This window comes from Campylobacter sp. IFREMER_LSEM_CL2127 (assembly GCF_025771745.1).
GTDB lineage: Bacteria > Campylobacterota > Campylobacteria > Campylobacterales > Campylobacteraceae > Campylobacter_D.
On record NZ_JAKMQV010000001.1, the window covers coordinates 276275 to 295880 of the forward strand.

The 19606-nt window shown below is 29.7% G+C and carries 18 protein-coding genes and 1 riboswitch; of the genes, 6 read left to right on the forward strand and 12 right to left on the reverse strand.

Annotated features, from left to right (window positions below; translation table 11 throughout):
- Window positions 1-11 precede the first annotated feature (11 nt).
- Window positions 12-1829 (forward strand): ammonia-forming cytochrome c nitrite reductase subunit c552, encoded by a 1818-nt coding sequence (locus L8V77_RS01450; protein WP_263706354.1) that lies wholly within the window; start codon window positions 12-14, stop codon window positions 1827-1829.
- A 27-nt stretch (window positions 1830-1856) separates the two neighbouring features.
- Here L8V77_RS01450 and thiC read toward each other — a convergent pair whose 3' ends face one another.
- The 3 genes from thiC to rpe form a co-directional block, all read right to left on the reverse strand.
- Window positions 1857-3155 carry a phosphomethylpyrimidine synthase ThiC gene (thiC, locus tag L8V77_RS01455; RefSeq protein ID WP_263706356.1) on the reverse strand — a complete coding sequence of 433 codons (1299 nt, stop codon included), beginning with the start codon at window positions 3153-3155 and terminating at the stop codon, window positions 1857-1859.
- A 44-nt stretch (window positions 3156-3199) separates the two neighbouring features.
- Window positions 3200-3304: riboswitch (TPP riboswitch) on the reverse strand.
- 32 nt (window positions 3305-3336) lie between these two features.
- Window positions 3337-4101, reverse strand: a complete 765-nt coding sequence (locus tag L8V77_RS01460) for a 3'-5' exonuclease (RefSeq protein WP_263706357.1) — start codon at window positions 4099-4101, stop codon at window positions 3337-3339.
- Complete coding sequence (rpe, locus tag L8V77_RS01465; RefSeq protein WP_263706358.1) at window positions 4098-4745, reverse strand: ribulose-phosphate 3-epimerase; 648 nt, start codon at window positions 4743-4745, stop codon at window positions 4098-4100. The genes L8V77_RS01460 and rpe overlap by 4 nt, the downstream gene beginning before the upstream one ends.
- 142 nt (window positions 4746-4887) lie before the next feature.
- Here rpe and rpmB point away from each other — a divergent pair, with 142 nt between their 5' ends.
- Genes rpmB through L8V77_RS01485 form a run of 4 tightly spaced genes read left to right on the forward strand, consistent with a single transcriptional unit; the run spans window position 4888 to window position 7659 of the window.
- Window positions 4888-5082, forward strand: coding sequence for a 50S ribosomal protein L28 (rpmB, locus tag L8V77_RS01470; protein WP_012661734.1), 195 nt, complete (start codon window positions 4888-4890; stop codon window positions 5080-5082).
- A gap of 25 nt (window positions 5083-5107) precedes the next feature.
- Entirely contained in the window at window positions 5108-6235 is a 1128-nt protein-coding gene (locus L8V77_RS01475) for a potassium channel family protein (RefSeq protein WP_263706359.1), read from the forward strand.
- Window positions 6236-6282: 47 nt separating this feature from the next.
- Entirely contained in the window at window positions 6283-6498 is a 216-nt protein-coding gene (locus L8V77_RS01480) for a YdcH family protein (protein WP_012661736.1), read from the forward strand.
- Window positions 6499-6531: 33 nt separating this feature from the next.
- Window positions 6532-7659 (forward strand): methyl-accepting chemotaxis protein, encoded by a 1128-nt coding sequence (locus L8V77_RS01485; protein WP_263663110.1) that lies wholly within the window; start codon window positions 6532-6534, stop codon window positions 7657-7659.
- Window positions 7660-7668: 9 nt separating this feature from the next.
- On the opposite strand, the gene L8V77_RS01490 is transcribed toward L8V77_RS01485, so the two are convergent.
- The 3 genes from L8V77_RS01490 to groES all read right to left on the reverse strand — a co-directional run bounded on the left by L8V77_RS01490 (window position 7669) and on the right by groES (window position 10267).
- Window positions 7669-8238: an NUDIX domain-containing protein gene (locus tag L8V77_RS01490; RefSeq protein WP_263706360.1), complete on the reverse strand. Its 570-nt coding sequence runs from the start codon at window positions 8236-8238 to the stop codon at window positions 7669-7671.
- Between the two features lie 117 nt (window positions 8239-8355).
- Window positions 8356-9993 carry a chaperonin GroEL gene (gene groL / locus L8V77_RS01495; protein ID WP_070256698.1) on the reverse strand — a complete coding sequence of 546 codons (1638 nt, stop codon included), beginning with the start codon at window positions 9991-9993 and terminating at the stop codon, window positions 8356-8358.
- Between the two features lie 13 nt (window positions 9994-10006).
- Complete coding sequence (gene groES / locus L8V77_RS01500) at window positions 10007-10267, reverse strand: co-chaperone GroES (protein ID WP_263706362.1); 261 nt, start codon at window positions 10265-10267, stop codon at window positions 10007-10009.
- A gap of 162 nt (window positions 10268-10429) precedes the next feature.
- On the opposite strand from groES, the gene L8V77_RS01505 reads away from it, so the two are divergent.
- Complete coding sequence (locus tag L8V77_RS01505; RefSeq protein WP_263706363.1) at window positions 10430-12973, forward strand: hypothetical protein; 2544 nt, start codon at window positions 10430-10432, stop codon at window positions 12971-12973.
- Between the two features lie 29 nt (window positions 12974-13002).
- On the opposite strand, the gene hpf is transcribed toward L8V77_RS01505, so the two are convergent.
- From hpf to L8V77_RS01535, 6 genes are all read right to left on the reverse strand, one after another.
- Window positions 13003-13521 carry a ribosome hibernation-promoting factor, HPF/YfiA family gene (gene hpf / locus L8V77_RS01510; protein ID WP_263706365.1) on the reverse strand — a complete coding sequence of 173 codons (519 nt, stop codon included), beginning with the start codon at window positions 13519-13521 and terminating at the stop codon, window positions 13003-13005.
- Between the two features lie 79 nt (window positions 13522-13600).
- Entirely contained in the window at window positions 13601-14281 is a 681-nt protein-coding gene (locus L8V77_RS01515; RefSeq protein WP_263706366.1) for a 3-methyladenine DNA glycosylase, read from the reverse strand.
- Entirely contained in the window at window positions 14278-17217 is a 2940-nt protein-coding gene (locus L8V77_RS01520; protein ID WP_263706367.1) for a DEAD/DEAH box helicase, read from the reverse strand. The genes L8V77_RS01515 and L8V77_RS01520 overlap by 4 nt, the downstream gene beginning before the upstream one ends.
- The gene (locus L8V77_RS01525) at window positions 17207-17611 is read right to left on the reverse strand and encodes a bactofilin family protein (protein WP_257396780.1); all 405 of its coding nucleotides are present in this window, start codon (window positions 17609-17611) and stop codon (window positions 17207-17209) included. Before L8V77_RS01525 ends, L8V77_RS01520 begins: the two co-directional genes overlap by 11 nt.
- Entirely contained in the window at window positions 17539-18450 is a 912-nt protein-coding gene (locus L8V77_RS01530) for a M23 family metallopeptidase (protein WP_263678820.1), read from the reverse strand. The genes L8V77_RS01525 and L8V77_RS01530 overlap by 73 nt, the downstream gene beginning before the upstream one ends.
- On the reverse strand, window positions 18437-19606 hold the full coding sequence (locus L8V77_RS01535; RefSeq protein WP_263706368.1) for a Mur ligase family protein: 1170 nt from the start codon (window positions 19604-19606) through the stop codon (window positions 18437-18439). The genes L8V77_RS01530 and L8V77_RS01535 overlap by 14 nt, the downstream gene beginning before the upstream one ends.

The following is a 19606-nucleotide window of genomic DNA, read 5'->3' on the forward strand; positions in this document are numbered from 1 at the left end:
AGGAGTAATTAATGAATAATAAAGGCATTTTATATAGTGCTATAAGTGCTACTATAGTAGCTATTGCGGGCGTATTGTGGTTAAATCAAGATATCACAGCTAAAACAAATGATTCAGTAGGTGGAATCATTTCTCAAGAAATTGTAAAACTTGGCGATGAAAATCCTACTTTTGATTATTGGGGAAAGAATTTTCCTGATTATTTAGATATGCATACAGCAGTGGAAAAACAAGCACCTAATGCAACAGAATTTGGTGGAAATTTAGCTTATTCAAAACTAATCCGCTATCCACAACTAACTGTTCTTTGGGCGGGTTATCCATTTAGCATTGATGCTAATGAAGAAAGAGGACACTTTTGGGTTCAAGTAGATCAAATGGATACAGCTAGAAATAACAAAGATTTCTTAAATGCACATGGCTTTGCAGGATTTGGTGGTCAACCAACAGCTTGTATGAATTGCCATAGCGGATGGACTCCTTGGCTTTTAAACAACACTGCAAAAGGTGATTGGGTGGCATTTAACTCTGCAAAATATTGGACTATGATTAAAACAGTTCCTGCGGTAAATGGAGCTAAAGAAAACTCGCCTGAGCACAGTGGACCTCATGGTGGAAAAAGAATGGGTGTAACATGTGCAGATTGTCACAACCCAACAGATATGAGTTTAAGACTTACAAGACCAGCTTTAATTAATGCATTAATTTCAAGAGGCTATGAGGCAGATAAAAAACAAGGCATTAAAGCTTCAAGAAGCGAGATGAGAACTTTAGTATGCTCTCAATGTCACGTTGAATATTATTTCAAACCAACAGGTACTAAAGTAAAAACTATCGGTGAAAGTATTGCTAATGATAGTTCTAAAAAATGGTGGAATGGTACACAAAAAACTTATGATGAATTTGACTCTTGGAGAGATGGAAATAAACCAATTGAAATTGAGGTTGATGGTATAGAGTTAACCTATCCATGGAGTGAGTGGAAAAAAGGTGAGCCATTTAGAATAGAAATGTTTGATGATTATTATGAAAAAAATAGAGAAAATTTCCCAAGTGATTGGGTTCATAAAATCACTAAAGCACCTATGCTAAAAATTCAACACCCAGAAAGTGAACTTTATAGTGGTGGAGTACATGCTGCAAATGGTGTAAGTTGCGCAGATTGTCACATGCCTTATATTAGAAAAGGTGCAAAAAAAGTTACCAACCATAACATCACCTCGCCTTTAGTTGATATTAATTCAGCTTGTAAAACTTGCCATACTCAAAGCGAAAGCTATCTAGCTAAACAAGTAAAAGATATTCAAAATTCAGTAGCTCATGATTTAAGAACAGCTGAATATTCTTTAGTAAGCTTGATTAAAGATGTAGAAACTATTCGCGTAGAGCTTGGAAAAATGCCTAAATTCCAAACTAATGGCAAAGCAGATGATGCTAAAATTTCAGCTGAATTAAAAGAAGTATTAGAACTTCATAGAAAATCTCAAGTAAGAGCAGACTTTGTAGGCGCTGAAAACTCAACAGGATTCCACAATCCTAGAGAAGCTTCAAGAATGCTTTTACAATCAGTTGATATGTCAAGACAAGGACAAACTAAATTAGTAGAAATTGCGGCCAAAAATGGTATTAAAGATTTCAAAACTTCAAATTTAGGTTTTGAAGATATTCAAAAATTAAATCCAGGTGAAATTCACTATAAAGTAGATCTAAATGGCAACAAAGCAGGCGATCGCTACTACAAACATCAAGAAGTAAATGGTAATCCACCAGCAAAACTTCTTGAAGATGATAAAAATCTAAAACCTTATAATTATAAAGTAATAGATTAATCAAAATAAACCCTCACAATCGAGGGTTTATTCTTTTATCAAACTTACATCTTCGCCTTTTAAAATTTTATTCATAGTGTTCATAGCACACATTTTTCCACACATTGAGCAAGAATTAAGTTCTTCAGGTTTTCTTTCATTAAACATTTTCTTAGCCTTTTCTCCATCAATTGCCAATTTAAACATTTTTTCCCAATCAATATCTTGTCTAGCTTTACTCATTGCATCATCTATTTTTCTTTCTTTAGGAAGTTTAGCTATATCTCCTGCATGAGCTGCTATTTTAGTTGCTACTATACCATCTCTTACATCTTCTAAATTTGGAAGTCTTAAATGCTCAGCAGGGGTTACATAGCAAAGTATATCAGCACCAGCTGCTGCTGCAACTGCTCCGCCGATTGCTCCACTTATATGATCATATCCTGCGCCTATATCAGTAACCAATGGTCCTAAAACATAAAATGGAGCTCCATTGCAAATTCTTTTTTCAAGTTGCATATTAGCTTCTATTTCATTAATAGCCATATGACCAGGTCCTTCTATCATCACTTGCACATCTTGAGCCCATGCTCTTTTGGTTAACGATGAAAGTTCTATAAGTTCAGTAATTTGAGCCGCATCACTTGCATCATGAGTGCAACCAGGTCTTAGCGCATCACCCAAAGAAAGTGTCACATCAAATTCCTTACATATAGCGAGTAAATCATCATAATATTCATAGAATGGATTTTCAGCATCATTCATTTGCATCCAAGCATAAAGAACTGAGCCTCCTCTTGAAACTATATTAGTAATCCTATCACACTCTTTAAAAACCCTAGCAGCACGAGAATTTATCCCTGCATGAATTGTCATAAAATCCACTCCACTTTTGGCATGATGATATACTACATCTAAAAAATCTTTTGCCTTAATATCTTTTAAATCTTTTTCTAAAAATCCAACCGCATCATAAACAGGTACAGTGCCTATCATAGCTTTTGAAGTAGCAATTAGCTCATCTCTAAAACGACTAGTTTTACCATAATTACTAAGATCCATAATAGCTTCTATATTAAATTTATGAGCCAACTCTACCTTTTTAATTTCTTCACTATAGTCTACACAATCATTTGAAACACCTAAATTAACATTTACTTTTGTTTTAAGTCCATAGCCAATACCATTTGGGTCTAGTGCTTTATGGTTGATATTTGCAGGAATGATAATTTTTCCACATGCTATATTTTCAAGCAAAAAATCTTCACTTACTTGCTCTTTTTGTGCAACAATTTGCATTTGTTTTGTAAAAATTCCTTCTTTTGCATAAGACATTTGAGTTTTCATTTAAATTTATCCTTAAAATAAAATTTGGATAAATGAAGGGTATGTGAGTAGTTGATAAATTATCCCAACGCTAGCATTACCTAGTTCTGGTGCGGTCTAAGCTTTTAGCTTACTCTCAGCCTGTATCACAAGCTCCCGTCATTTATGCAAAGCAAGTATAGCAATAAATACAAAACAAAGTTTATTTTTTTATTTGATTTTTAGCTTGCTTGCTAAAATGTAACAATTCTTCGGTAGTTTTTATATAAAAAGGAATTTTTTTAAGACAGTATTTTAAAATTTCACTTGCAGCCAAAGCATCACTTAAGGCTCTATGATGCTTACTTTCAATACACAAAAACTCTTTTAGCGCATCAAGACCGTATTTTGGACTTTCAATGCATTTTTTAGCTAAATCAATAGTACATAATCTTCTATTTAAAAGCACCCCAAAATCATTTTCATACATAGCTTTAGATATAAAATGATAATCAAAACGCACATTGTGTGCTACAAAAATACTATCTTTTAAAAATAATTTAAAATCATTTAACACAGTTTTTAAAGAAGGAGCATTTTCTACCATATCTAAACTAATCCCAGTTAATTCTGTAATATTTTCAGGTATGCTTTCTACTTTTACAAAACTTTCAAATCTATCAATTTCTTTATAATTTTGAATTTTAACCGCACCTATTTCTAAAATTTGACCACTTTTTATCCCGCCAGTGCTTTCGATATCTACTACACAAAAAATCTCATCTTTTATTTTTGTATTTTTACTTTTTAAGCACAAGCAATTTTGCGCATTAAGCTCCACTCCTAGTCCTAAAAGCTCAAAAATATATAAATCAAACTCATAATGATTTAATTCTTCTATTTTTGCAAGTTCTTTTAAAACCCAAGGAAAAGGTTTGTTTTCTTTGCTTAGCTTGATGATCAAATCATCGATTTGTTGTTGACTCAAAATTCAAGCTTTAAAGAATTAATTGCTGTTTTTTTATCTTGTGAGGAAAAGATATAACTACCTGCGACTAAAATATCAGCTCCTGCTTCATCTAAATCAGGTGCATTTAAACCATTTACCCCACCATCTACTTCTATAAAAACTTTAAGATTTTTCCTATCTATCATTTCTCTTAACTGTCTAATTTTATCATACACTAAAGGTAAAAAACTTTGCCCACCAAAGCCTGGATTAACACTCATTAAAAGTACCATATCTACAAATTCTAAAATATGCTCTATGCTTGAAACTGGAGTATGTGGATTTAAAACAATAGCAGGATGAATACCGTTTTTTCTTATATACTCACATACCCTAATAGGATGATTTTCAGCTTCCAAATGAAAGCTAATAAATTTTGGTTTAACTGGGATAAATAAATCTACAAAACTACTAACATTATGCACCATTAAATGCACATCTAAAGGCACTGAAGTAATTTTTGAAATATTTTCAACCACACAAGGACCAAAAGTAAGATTTGGCACAAAATGTCCATCCATCACATCAATATGCAATAAATCAGCCCCTGCTTCGCACACTTCTTTAATCTCATTTTCTAAATTTAAAAAATTTGCAGACAATAAACTTGGTGCTACATACATTTTATATCTCCAATAAAAGTAAAAAATAATTTTATCATACTTATTATCAAATTTTCTTTATGTATTTTTGATAATATTTGATTTTTTTAAGCTTGTTTTAGATACAATGCTAAAAATTATTTTTATTTCATAAGGAAAATTTATGTCAAGAATTTGCCAAATTACAGGAAAAGGACCTATGGTAGGTAACAATGTTAGCCATGCTAACAATAAAACAAAAAGACGCTTTTTGCCAAATTTAAGAACAGTTCGTATTACTTTAGAAGATGGAACTACTAGAAAAGTTAGAGTTGCTGCTTCAACTTTAAGAACACTTAAAAAGCAAAGTAGTAAATAATCCTTAATGTAAATGAGGAATTACTATGTCTTTTTTAAAAAAGCTACAAAAATTCCTCAATTGGTCTCCCTCTCCAAAACCTCCAATTAATCTCAATGATGAGCTTTATGAGCAACTTAAATTTTTAAGAATTCCTCTTATTGCCGTTGTTGTTATGACATTAATTGGGGCTTTTGGTTATATGCTCACAAGTAATTATAACCTTAACGATGCTATTTATCAAGCCGGTATGACTTTTACCACTTTGGGTTATACTGAAGTTAATCCCATACCAACAGCAGGTAGAATTTTTACTGTTGTATATGTACTATTAACTTTTACAATATTTACTTTTTGTATGGGTTTAGTAATAGAAATAGTAAAAAAAGGTGTTTTGTCTAAAATCATCAAGGAAAGAAGAATGCTGCATAAAGTTGCAAGATTAAAAAATCATTTTGTAATATGCTACCATAATGATTTTACCATAGAATTAGCACAGCAATTTAGAGAAAATCATATTCCTTTTGTTGTGGTTGATGAAGTTGAAAATTTCAGCGAGATTGCTGAAAAATATAATTATCCTTATTATATAGAAAGCGCACCTCATACTAATACAGCCTTTTTAAAAACCAATCTTTCTAGCGCAAAAGGCGTAATAACCCTTAGTAATAACATAGCAGATAATATTGCTATCATTGCCTCAGTAAGATTATTTGAAAAAGAACTACAAAGAATTAATCCTTATTTTATACTAGCTAGTTCAAGCAACGAAGATGAAACAGAAAAACTTAAAAAACTTGGAGCAAATTCTATTGTTTCTGCTACAAAATTAGTCGCACAAAGACTTAGTGCGATGTCAGCAAGACCAGATATGGAAAATTTATTAGAAAATTATCTTTATAAAAAAAATAGCCCTATTGATTTAGAAGAGGTTAAAATTCCTGATGAATCCTGGGTGAGATTTAAAAGATTAAAAGAAATTCATTTAAGAGATATGGCAAACGTAAGTATAGTAGGAATTTTAGAAAATAAAAAATTCACACCTATGCCAAGAGGTGATACTTTAATAGGTACTGGAGCAAAATTATTAATCGTAGGTACAGCAGATAGCATAAAAATAGCCAAAAAGATTATAAAAAACAAGCAAAAACCCGATGAGTTAAAATATATTTAACTTATTTTAAGCTATAATCAAATATTAATTTTAAAAAGGAGGCTTATATGCTACATGAATTTAGAGATTTAATCACTGAGCTAAAAGGTAAAGACATGCACTTTGATAAATTGTTTGAAGAGCACAATGAACTTGATCACAAAATCAAAGACGCAGAAGAAGGTAGAATTCATCTAGATAGCTTGGAAATTGCAAATCTTAAAAAAGAAAAACTAAGATTAAAAGATGAGCTAAACACTTATTTATCAAATTATAAAAAATAATTTCTTTCTAATTTTAACTTTCAAGGAAAAACTATGTTTGGAAAAAAAAGTCAATCAAAACAAGACTTTGAAGATTTACAAAATAAAATCAAAGAACTAGAAGAAGAAAACAAAAAACTTCTTTTAGAAAAACAAGAATTAATCGAAAAATACGAAAAGCAACTTCAAGAAGATTGTGGGAAAACTGCACTTGAAACTCGTCTTTTGGAGATGTTATTAACTGGAGTGTTAAAAGGCATTTCAAATGTACAAGGCGATATGCAAGAAAATGTAAATAAAGCTGAAATGATTTCCCAGTATTCTGACTCATCATTAAAAGATATGCAAGAATTAAATGCAATTACGCATTCAATTATATCTTCACTTCAAAGCATTATTGAATCAGCTAACCGTTCAAGAGATACAGCGGGTAATTTACACCGTAGCGTTGATGAAATCACTAATGTTATTAACTTAATCAAAGATGTATCTGATCAAACTAATCTTTTAGCACTAAATGCCGCAATTGAAGCTGCTAGAGCAGGAGAACACGGCAGAGGCTTTGCTGTTGTTGCTGATGAAGTTAGAAAACTTGCTGAAAAAACACAAAAAGCGACCTCTGAAGTAGAATTAAATATTAATCTATTAAAGCAAAATGCAGATGAAATGTATGGACAAAGTGAACAAGTAGAAAAAGTATCATTAGAATCAAATGAACATATTATAAAATTCTCTAGTAATTTTGCTCAATTAATCTCTAATGCAAATTCAACTAGCTCGCACGCTAAACGTATTGCTTCTGAAATTTTTGTTTCCTTAGCAAAATTAGATCATGTTGCTTTTAAATTAAATGGTTATAATGAAATCATTCATGCTTCAGGTAAAGCACTCTCTGATCATTTAAGTTGTAGACTTGCAAAATGGATTGCAGGTGTGGGCAAAGAAAGATTTTCTAGCGGAAGAGCTTTTGGTAAGTTAAATTTACCACACCAAAAGGTGCATGAAAATATCAACCAAGCTGTTGCCTTGGCACATAATGAAAATACAGGCAATGAATTAGTTCAAAATCAAATTCTAGATAAATGCTCAAATGCTGAAAAAGCCTCTGAAGATTTATTTGTAATCTTTAAAGAAATGCTTGATGAAAAAGACCCAAACATTGAAAATAAAGAAGAAAAATAAAAGGTAAGATTAATTCTTACCTTTAAACCACAAATACGCATATTCAAGTAAAGGGGTTTTGATAGGATTTTCTTTAGAAAATTTTTCAAAGTCTTTTCTTTTTATCCATACTGCTTGAATATCCTCTCCATCAATTCCACCACCATGACCAGTTTTATCATCTTCGGTAATTTCAGCATAAAATAAAAACTGTCTACTTACACCTGAACCAAAACCTGTATAAAACTCTCCTATTTTTTCTACAACCCTAGGAGCATAACCTAGCTCTTCAATACATTCTTCTTTAGCTATTTCCTCTAAACTCAAATTTTTATCAACAAGTCCTGAACAAAGCTCTATGCTAAATCCCATCTCATCTAATTTTAAATCATTACGTTTTTGATAATCCCATAAAGGAATTCTAAATTGTTTTACAAAGACAAAAGAATCTTTTTGAGTATGATATAAAAAAACAGAAACACTATCTAATGCTTCTATAAAATCCCAAGTATATTTTTTATTATCTTTGCCTATATAAGTATATCTTTTAGGTTTAATGTATTTTGAGTTGGAAAATCGCTCTTCTTGTAAGTTTTTCATGTAAAATCCTTATAATTTTACATCTATTATAACAAAAATAAAAATCAGTGCAGAAAAATAAAAAAAGAGTGAGTTGCTTTATATAAAAAGCAACTCAAAAGCAACAAAAAGATGGTATTACATCATACCACCCATGCCTCCCATACCGCCCATGCCACTCATATCAGGCATAGCAGGTTTATCCTCTTTGATTTCACTAATTGTAGCTTCAGTTGTTAAAAGCATACTAGCTACTGAAACTGCATTAAGTAAAGCCACTCTTTCTACTTTAACAGGATCAATAATACCGCTTTCAAGCATATTTACATATTCACCTTTTGCAGCATCAAAACCGGTATTTTCTTCTTTACTATTTTCTACTGTATTAACAACTACACCAGCATCAAATCCAGCATTTTCAGCAATTTGTCTTAAAGGTGCTCTTAAAGCTCTTTCTACAATAGCAGCACCAATAGCCTCATCACCTTGCAAATTCAAGCTGATTTTTGATTTTGCTTTGATTAATGCAGCACCACCGCCTATTACTATACCTTCTTCAACAGCAGCTTTTGTAGCGCTTAATGCATCATCAACTCTATCTTTTTTCTCTTTCATTTCAGTTTCCGTAGCAGCACCAACTTTAATTACAGCTACACCGCCACTTAATTTAGCAAGTCTTTCTTGTAATTTTTCTCTATCATAATCTGAGCTTGTTTCAGCAATTTGAGCTTTAATTTGGTTGATTCTTGCATCAATATTTGCTTTCTCACCTGCTCCATTTACAATAGTTGTATTATCTTTATCAATAATCACGCTTGAAGCTTGACCTAAATCTTGGATACTAGCACTTTCTAAAGTTCTTCCAAGCTCTTCAGAAATCACTTCACCACCTGTTAAAATAGCAATATCTTCAAGCATAGCTTTTCTTCTATCGCCAAATCCAGGAGCTTTAACTGCTGAAATATTTAAAACACCTCTTAATTTATTTACAACTAAAGTTGCTAAAGCTTCACCTTCAATGTCTTCAGCTATAATTAAAAGTGGTTTTCCTGTTTTTTGAATTTGCTCTAAAATTGGTAATAAATCTTTTAAATTAGCAATTTTTTTATCAAATAACAAAATAAAAGGATTTTGCAATTCAGCTGTCATTTTTTCAGTATTTGTGATGAAATATGGGCTTAAATAACCTCTATCAAATTGCATACCTTCAACTACATTTAATTCATCATTGATTGATTTTGCTTCTTCAACAGTAATAACACCATCTTTTCCAACTTTTTCCATAGCATCAGCGATTAAATTTCCGATTTTCTCGTCTGAATTTGCAGAAATTGTCGCAACTTGAGCTATTTCTTTTTTATCTTTAACTTCACGAGAAAGTTTTTTAAGTTCAGCTACTATAGCTTCGCAAGCTTTATCCATACCTCTTTTAACTTCGATAGGATTAGCACCTGCTGTAATATTTCTCAAACCTTCTTTAAAAATAGCATGCGCTAAAACTGTTGCCGTTGTTGTTCCATCACCTGCTTGATCAGCTGTTTTACTAGCTACTTCCCTAACTAAAGAAGCACCCATATTTTCTAAAGAATCTTTTAATTCCACTTCTTTAGCCACACTCACACCATCTTTTGTGATAGTTGGAGCACCAAAACTTTTTTGGATTAATACATTACGGCCGCGTGGTCCCATAGTGACTTTTACAGCATCATTAAGTTTTTTAACGCCTTCATAAAGTTTATTTCTCGCTTCATCTGAAAAAAATATTTCTTTTGCCATTTTTTATCCTTTTTTATTTAATAATCCCTAAAACATCTTCAACATTAAGAACTAAATACTCTTCATTATCAAGTTTAATTTCAGTTCCACCGTATTTTGTAAACATTACTTTATCATTTACCTTAATATCTTCTATTTCTTTGCTTACTGCAACAACTTCACCATTTAATGGTTTTTCTTTGGCATTATCTGGTATAATAATCCCAGAAGCAGTAGTTTTCATTTCTTCTAAGCGTTTTACTAAAATACGCTTTCCTAGAGGTTGAAAATTCATTTTTTATCCTTTCTAAAATGTGCCATTTTTAGCACTCTTTGTTTTTGAGTGATAGAATTATACATTAAAGAAAGTTAATTGTCAATAAATTAAGTAAAATATATCATATAAGTTTAGTCTATATCACTAAATTTATATGATATATCATTATAAAGGTTTCTCATGAAAAAAATTCTTTACATTCTTTTAGGTGTAGCGTGTATAGCATTTCTAGCTATATATACATTATTATTTACAAGCATGGGCAATGCTTTTTTAAAGCCAAGAATCGAAACGATTATTGCTCAAAAAAGTGGTATGAATGTTAAATTTGAAAATTTTAAAATTAGTTTTTCACAACTTGACATTAAAGCAAATATTGATGATAAATTTTTTGCTAATATAGAAGGTGGCATATCACCTTTAAGACTAGGATTTGATTTAAACTATCTTTTAGGACTTAAACAAAACTATATTCAAAATCTTGGCTTAAAAAGCGATAAAGATTTTACATTTAAAGGTAGTGCTGTAGGTAAAAGTAGTGATTTTTTAGTAAAAGGTAATGGATTTTTATTTGATTCTAATCTTAGCTTAGATGCAAAAATTGTTGATTTTTCTCCTATAAATCTTGAATTTATTGGAAAAAATATAGATTTAGCTCAAATTTTAGATTTTGCTAATTTACCAAGATATGCTCAAGGAAAAATTAGTATTATAAGTGATATACAAGCTAAAGATTTAAAACCAAATGGTAATGCTTTGATTAATTTTTACACAAGTTCTATCAACAATACTCTAATTGAAAAAGATTTTAATCTAAGCCTACCAAAACAAAGCTATATAAAAGGCGAGATAAGATCTTTAATCCAAAACAATGAAGTTATATCTAAAAGTGAAATTTTAAGTAACTTCTTCAAACTTTATACACAAAAAAGTATTTATGATATAGCAAAACAAAGCTTAACTAGTGATTTTGACATCAAAATAGATGATTTTAATCAATTTTCATCTTTAGCTAAAATAAAACTCCAAGGCAAAAGTCAAATTCAAGGTAATTTACTTTTTACAAGCAATCAATTACAAAAATTAGATGCTAACTTGCTTGGATTTGGTGGTAGCTTAAAAGCTATTTTAGAAAATAATAATCTTAATATCAACACAACCAATATAGAAGTAGCAGAGCTTTTAAAGACTATCTCTATGCCTGCTTTTATTAATTCTAAATTAATTTTAGATTTAAAAGCGCAAGGACTTGATTTTAAAAATTTCAATCTAAATACTAGGTTAAACAATGCAAATATAAATGTTGTAGAATTTAAAAAACTAAGCAATCTTGATTTTCCAAAAACAACTTTTAATCTACAAGCTAAAGCAAATGTGAAAAATTCTTTGATTGATTATGAAGCTTTGCTTGATTCAAACATAGCAAAAATACCTCAACTAAAAGGCTCTTATAATCTTACAAACAAAGATTTAAAAGCCCAAATTAGTGCTTTTGTAGATAATCTTAACAAATTAAAACCTTTAACCAAGCAAAATCTCAATGGACCTTTAAATTTAGATGCCAAAGTTGATCTTAAGGCAAATCAAATTCAAAATCTTGATGCAAATATTAAAATCATGCAAGGGCTTATCAATGCAAAATCCAATGGAAAAAGTTTGCAAGCGAAAGTTGATAATATAAAATTAGAACAACTTTTCCCTTTAATTGGACAAAAAGTTTTAGCATTTGGCGATGTAAATGCTGATATTGATTTAAAAACACTTGATTTTAACAATATTAATGGTGATTTTAAAGCCACTATCAATTCTTCTTTTAATGAAGTAGAATTATCCAAGCTTTTGGATAAAAAATTTCCAAAGAATACTTCAGCAAAAATCAATCTTGATGGAAAAATTTCTAAATCAATCATTGATTTTAACGCTAAAGCTCTAAGTTCATTTGCAAATATTAACTCATTAAAAGGAAATTTTGATCTTAATCAAATGGCTCTAGCAAGTACTTATAATATTTCATTGCAAGATTTTTCTAAACTAGGATTTTTAGTCGATAGAAACTTAAAAGGCAAGGCTGATTTTGAAGGAAAATTTGATTTTAAAAACGCTTTAATTGATGCAAGCGTTAATAGTAAAAATATATTTAACGGCTCATTAAATGCAACTTTAAAAAATAATATTTTTAACGCTAAAATGCAAAATACTGATCTTTCAAATTTAGCTCAAAGCTTAGATTTACCTGATTATTATCAAGCAAAATCAAATTTAAGTATTGACTACAATCTTTTAAAAGAAAGCGGTGTGGTGCTAATGAACTTAGCCGATGGACAACTTAAGAAAAACCTCATCACAAGTGCTTTAATGCTACTTTTACAAAAAGATATCACTCAAGATGTATATCGCAACGGTGAAGCTAAAATGAATATCAATAAAAATCTTATAGATTTAAATTTAAACCTAGTGGCTGATAGAAGTAATATAAACATCAGCAAAGGCAAAGTTGATACAAAAAGCACTAAATTAAACATTCCTTTTAATATCGTTATTGATAGAGCAAATTTCAAAGGCATTATAAAAGGAACAACACAAGATCCTAAAGTAAGTCTTGATACAAAAAGTGTTGTAAATTCTATTGTTAATACAATAGGTGGAAATGCTAGTGATGGTGCTAAAAACACAGGTAAAAAAGTAGATCAGGCAATAGATAAAATCTTTAACAAACTCTTCTAATACATCTAGCCTTAAAAAGGCTAGATTTTTTAAAATAAACCAAATTTACCATCTTTTTTCTTATACAGTACCCTCATTTTTGCATCTATGTCATTAAAAACTAAAAATATATCCTTACTTGCTTTTAGCTTTTCTAGTGCTTCTTCAATTTCTAAAGGTTTATATAGCTCAAGTTCTGTTGGAACTATCTCATCTTCCTCAATCACACTTGGCAATACTAAATTTTCTTTTATCTCATCTTGATGCTTATGAGTAATATTTTTATCATGTAATCTTCTTAAAACCTTAGAAATTCTATCAATAGCTAAATCTATAGCAGCATATAAGTCTTTATCTTTTTGCTTTACAACCACTGTATTAATACCAGCTAAGTTAATGCTAAATTCAGTCCAAAATCCTTTCTTTCCATGCCTTTCATCAGCGCTTATAACACAACGTGCAGAAATCACATCTAAGCCATATTTACTTAAAGCATCAAAGCTTTTTTCCACATACTCTTTTATAGACTCAGTTAGCTCAAATTGCTTTCCAACTATACTTGTATTCATTACTTCTCCTTTTTATGAAGTTAAATACATTATAGCACTTTAATCGTAAAAAAAATAACTTTTTAAATAAAAAATAAATTTAAAATTTTAAAGGATCTAAAATAAGCGCACCATCTGCTGAAAGTTTTTTACCTTGAAAGTGTGTTTTACAAAAAGAAACAATTAAAGCATGAAAAATTTGATAAAGCTCGTATAGTTTACATTCTTTTTTTAGTAAAACACATAATTCTTGTTGATTTTTAGCTATGCCTTTTTTTAAAAAATCTGCTAATTCATCATAACTTTGACACTCATAGCCTAAATAATTAGCTATTTTTGCACTATAAGCATCAACTACTAAAACTTCTTTTTTACATATATAATTTAAAATTCCATCTACACTTTCTTGACCCAAGCCTTTAATGCCTAAAAGCCATTCTCTATCTACTTCTTCTTTAAAAAGTTCAAAAGAATTAAAATCTTGGAAATATTTTTGAGTGAAATTTTTAATATATTTTGCCTTGGTATTATAAAATCCACTTGGCTTTATTAAAAGTGCTAAATCTTGAGTGTTTAACTTTGATAAATCTTCTATATTAGTAATATTTGCTTGTTTTAAATTTATCAAAGCTTTTAACACATTTTTCCAGTTTGTATTTTGAGTTAAAACCACAGAAATTAAAATTTCAAACTCGCTTAAAGTATTATTTTCTAGCCACTCAAAATCGTTATAGTTGATATTTGCATTAACTAAAGCTTTAAAAATTTCATATCCGCTCATGCTTTTTCACTCTTTCTTAAATGCATCAAAATAGCCTCGATCACATCATCATCGTCTTTACTTTTTGCCTTAATAACTTCCTTACTCTCATCATCTTTTACAAAACAAATATTTTGCTCATAATTACTCACTAGTTTATAATGCTTGCTAGCTAAAATTTTTATGATGATTAAATCCAAAAACTGCTTTGTGAAGATATCAGGCTTACCAAAACGATCATTCATCTCACTTTCTATCTCATAAACTTCATTAACACTCATACATTTACTAAGTCTTCTATAAAGCTCTAATCTCAAACGATCTTCACCAATATACTCACTATTTAAAAAGGCATTGATATTAAGCTTTAGATCTATTTTTTTCTCTTTAATTTCTTCTTTTTTGCTTAGCTTATTAATTTCATCTTCTAACATTTTAAGATATAAACTATAACCAATTTGTTCTATATGTCCACTTTGATCCACGCCTAATAAATTTCCACCACCACGAATTTCTAAATCATGATAAGCAAGCACGCTTCCTGAACCTAAATAAGAATTACTCTCCAAACTCGTAAGTCTTTTTAAAGAATCTTTTGTGATTTTTTCCTTATCTTCAATCAAAAAATAACAATATCCTTGCTTAGCACTACGCCCTACTCTTCCTCTAAGTTGGTGCAAATCAGCCATACCAAAGCGATCTGAATTTTCTACTATGATAGTGTTTGCATTTGCCAAATCAATACCACTTTCAACTATAGAAGTACAAAGCAATAAATCATATTCTTTATTTTCGAATTTAATCATTTCTTCTTCAGTAATTTTTGCATCAATTTTAGAATGCAAGATTAAAATTTTTAAATTTGGAAACAAATCTAAAAGATATTTTTTACACCCATCAATACTTGCTATATGATTGTGTATATAAAAAATCTGTCCTGCTCTTCTTAATTCTCTTGAAATAGCTTCTTTAATCAAAGCGTCATGACTTTCTCTAACAAAGGTACGCACATCCAAACGATCCTCAGGTGGAGTTTGTAAAACACTATATGACTTTAAAGAGCTAAGAGCTTGATTTAAACTTCTTGGTATAGGCGTTGCTGACATAGATAAAATATGGGAGTTTTTACTTAATTCTTTGAGTTTTTCTTTTTGTTTTACACCAAATTTATGCTCCTCATCTATCACAACTAAACCTAAATTTTCACACTCAACCCCTAAAAGAGAATGCGTTCCTACCACTACGCAAGGCTTATTTTCTTTTAAAAATGCTAAAACTTGTTTTTTTTCTTTAGCACTAGTAAAACGATCTAGCTTAAAAACCTCTATATCAAAAGAATCAAATCTTCGTTTTAAGGTTTTAAAATGCTGGGCTGAAAGCAAAGTAGTTGGCACAAAAAATAAAGCCGTATAACCACTTTTTACACAAGTAAATATAGCGTTCATAGCAACTTCTGTTTTACCAAAACCCACATCGCCACTTAAAAGCCTATCCATCACCTGCATACTTTTTAAATCTTGAGTGATTTCTTGACAAACTTGACTTTGATCTTTAGTGTAAAAAAATCCTGCTTTATTGATAAATTCATCTTGTAATTCTTGAGAAATTTTTAATTCTTTTGCTTTTATCAAAGCTCTAGTCGCTGCTAAAGAAACTATATTTGAAGCAATGGCAAATAATTTTTCTTTTAATCTTTCTTTGATTTTTAGAAAACTTCCTTTTCCAAGCTTATCAAGTAAAGGCACGCCACCACTTGCACCGATATATTTATCAATCATATATAAATTTTCAACAGGCAATAAAAGCTTATCGTTATTTAAATACCCAAGAGCGACAAATTCTTTTTTTGCTCCTGCAATTATAATAATCTCAAGACCTAAAAATTTAGCTATACCATAATCTTCATGTACAACAAAATCCCCGACTCTAAGCTCATCTATTACCAAACTTGCTTTTCTAACTCTTTTACTTTTTTCTTTTTTATTTAAAGAGATAATAAGCTCATCTTGAGTGATTAGGTTGATTCTTTCTTGAGATATTTTTAATTTAATATTTGAAAATTCTTGTAAATTTAAAGCTTTAAACAAAGCTTCATTTTTTGCCAAAATAGTAATTTTTTTATCTTTGTGAAAAGTGAAAAAATCATAATTATAAGAACTTACTAAATCTTTATAAAATTTTGGTTCAGGTAAAATATTTTGATTGATTTTACTAATATCTTCTTCAAAATCATTTATATCAAAATTTTTTATACTCACAAAATTTAAATCCAAATAATCACAAAAATCATCAACACACCAAAATCCTAAAGAATTAACATCATTAATAATACTTTGGCTTTGAAAATTTTGAATTTTTTCTTGTAAATTTTCATATTGCTCTTGATTAAAAGCACTTAAAAATGGACAAATCTCAATTTTTGAAAGTTCATTTGGGATTGATTTTTGTGTATGAATATCAAAATATCTTATACTTTCTATCTCATCTGAAAAAAGCAAAATTCTAAAAGGTTGTTCTTCATTAATTGCAAAAATATCTATAATATCTCCGCGTATTGAAACTTCACCCTTATCTTGAACTATATCTACAAACTCATACCCACTATGTAAAATTTCTTCTTTAAATTTCTCTAAAGCAAGAAGTGAATTTCTTTTAAGAATAATATTTTTTAGATGCTTTTTCCCGGGGAGTTTTTGCAAAATTGTTTTTATAGGAGAAATTAAAATTTTATTTTCATCTTCTTTATGATAAGCATTTAAAACTTTGCAAATTTCAAAAAGCTCTTTAGAAAAAGAGCGCAAGTCACTACCAAATTCTGCTCTAAAATCAGGCAAAACGAAAGTTTTTAAATTTAAAAATAAACAAACTTGAGCTAACTCATCTGCTTCTTTATCATTCTCACAAACTATTAACTCAGTTTTGTTACTTAATAAATATTCATATAATTTAGCTTGCATTTTCTGAATTTTCTATACTCACATCAATAGTTGTAAGCTCTTCATCTTTTTCGATTATTTTACTGCTTCCATTAAATTTTCCACCATTTTCAATGCTTAATTGTTTAACTATGATATTACCATTAAGCACACCACCGGATAAAATTTCCAAAGAATCAACTTGCATTTCTCCTTCAAAAATCCCATTAATCACTATCTTACTTGCCTTAACTTGTCCTTTTAAAACACCACTCTTACCTATTACTATCACATTAGAAGAATCAATCACACCTGTAATCTCTCCATCTAAATGAAGCATAGAGTCAAAATAAAATTTTCCTTCTATTTTTGCTCCGTTTGAAATGACTGTAGTTTCGGATACTGTAGCAATAGAGCCTTTATTAAAGATTGCCATGGAACTCTCCTTTCTTTATCAAATATTTGTTCATAATTTTTTCGGTTTAAATCTATAAAAATTTTAGGGTCTAAAAGTTTATTAATAAATCTAACCTCATAATGCAAATGTGGTCCCGTAGAAAGACCGGTATTTCCTGTATATCCAAGCAAATCACCTTTTTTTACAAATTGCCCTGCCTTAACAACATCTTTGCGCATCATATGTGCATATACCGTTTTAAAGCCAAAATTATGGATCAAAATCACTGAATAACCATAACCATTATTACTATATGCAGCATATTCAACTACTCCATTTGCCGGTGCATAAATAGGAGTATTTAAAGCTGCTCTTAAATCAATACCTGGATGAAACTCTTTTTTATTTAATATAGGATGATGGCGCCATCCGAAATTACCTGTGACTCCATTATCTTCTATCACATGGCCATTTGGAATTTGTGTTAAAAATAAATAGGCTTGATCGTTAGTAAGCTTAACTTTTTCCAATCTTTCTGGTATATCCAAACCCTCATCTTGCTTTAAACCTAAATTTTCTTCAATATCTGCAAGTTGAGTTTGGAGTTCATCATACAAGGCTGTTTTTTCCTCTAAACTTTTTTGCATACTTTCATTTTGAGAAAATAATTTAGTATTTTTTGCTGACAATGTTTCTTGCTCTTTTAAAAGCTCTGAACGCTTATCTGCCAAATAATTAATATATAAAGCACCCAAAACTATAACAACAAAAACAAAAGTAGTAAAATAAATAATTACTTTTTTTATGATCTGACTTAATAAAAAATGTCTAGAACCATTTACATCTGTGATAGTTAACGTAAATTTATCTTTCATTATAGCCTCTTAAAAAATTTTCTACCAATACAAAAGAACCAAAAACTAAATACAACTCATCTTTTTTTATTTGTTCAAATTTTTGATAAGCAATATCTAATTTTTCTAAATTTTCTAGCAAAACAGAGCCTGCTAAAGGTCTGTCTTTGCTTTCATATTCATAAATTTCAACTATTTTTATTATAGGCTTTAAAGCTCTTAAAATTTTATAAGAATCTTTATCTAAAAAGCAATTATAAACCAAATGAACTTTTTTTTCCTTGAAAATTTCAGCTAAAGTTAAAGCTGCCATTTCATTATGGCCTACATCAACAAAAATATTTTGACTTATTTGCTCACACCTTCCTTTTAAATCAAGTTTTGGCAAATTACTAATGCTGCAAATCAATTCTTTTTCATTTTTGGCACAAATTTTAGAAAAAGCTTCTAAGGCTAAAAAAAGATTATCTTTTAAAAAAGTTGCTAAATTATATTTTTGAATATATTTTTGCACATAAGGATAAATAGCCTTGTTTTCATCTAACGCACTAATATCTAAACTAGCTTGTTTTAATTTTGCTATTTTTTGAGCCAAATTTAATACTTTTGTTTCTTGCTTATGATTAATTAAAGCTTTAGCACTCATGGCTTTTAATTTTGTTCTTGCTATTTCATCTAAGTTTTTACCCAATAAATCTTGATGATCAAAACCTATTTTAGTAAAAATACTAAAATCTATCTCAAAAACACTTGTAGCATCGTACTCTCCACCTACTCCAGCTTCTAAAATCACATAATCACAATCTTTAAAAACAAAAAATGCTAAAAATGTAGCATACTCAAAATAGCTAAGTTTTTTCACATCATCTAAAAAAACACTTTCTAATTCTTCGTGTGCTTTTTCTAAAAGCTCATTGCCTGTAATTTTTCCATTTAACCAAAATCTTTCATTAAATTCAAAAATATGTGGACTTGTATAATGCCCTACTTTACATCCTTGCTCTAAGAGTAAAAGGGCTAAAAATCTACCTGTGCTTCCTTTGCCATTAGTGCCAATAATTTGAATATTTTTAGTTTTTGGGATAAATTTTTTATATTTTTCATACATACTAAACATAAAAAATCTACTGATTTTTTGCACATGCATGGTTTTTTGTGAAAGTGTTTGCTGGAATTTCAT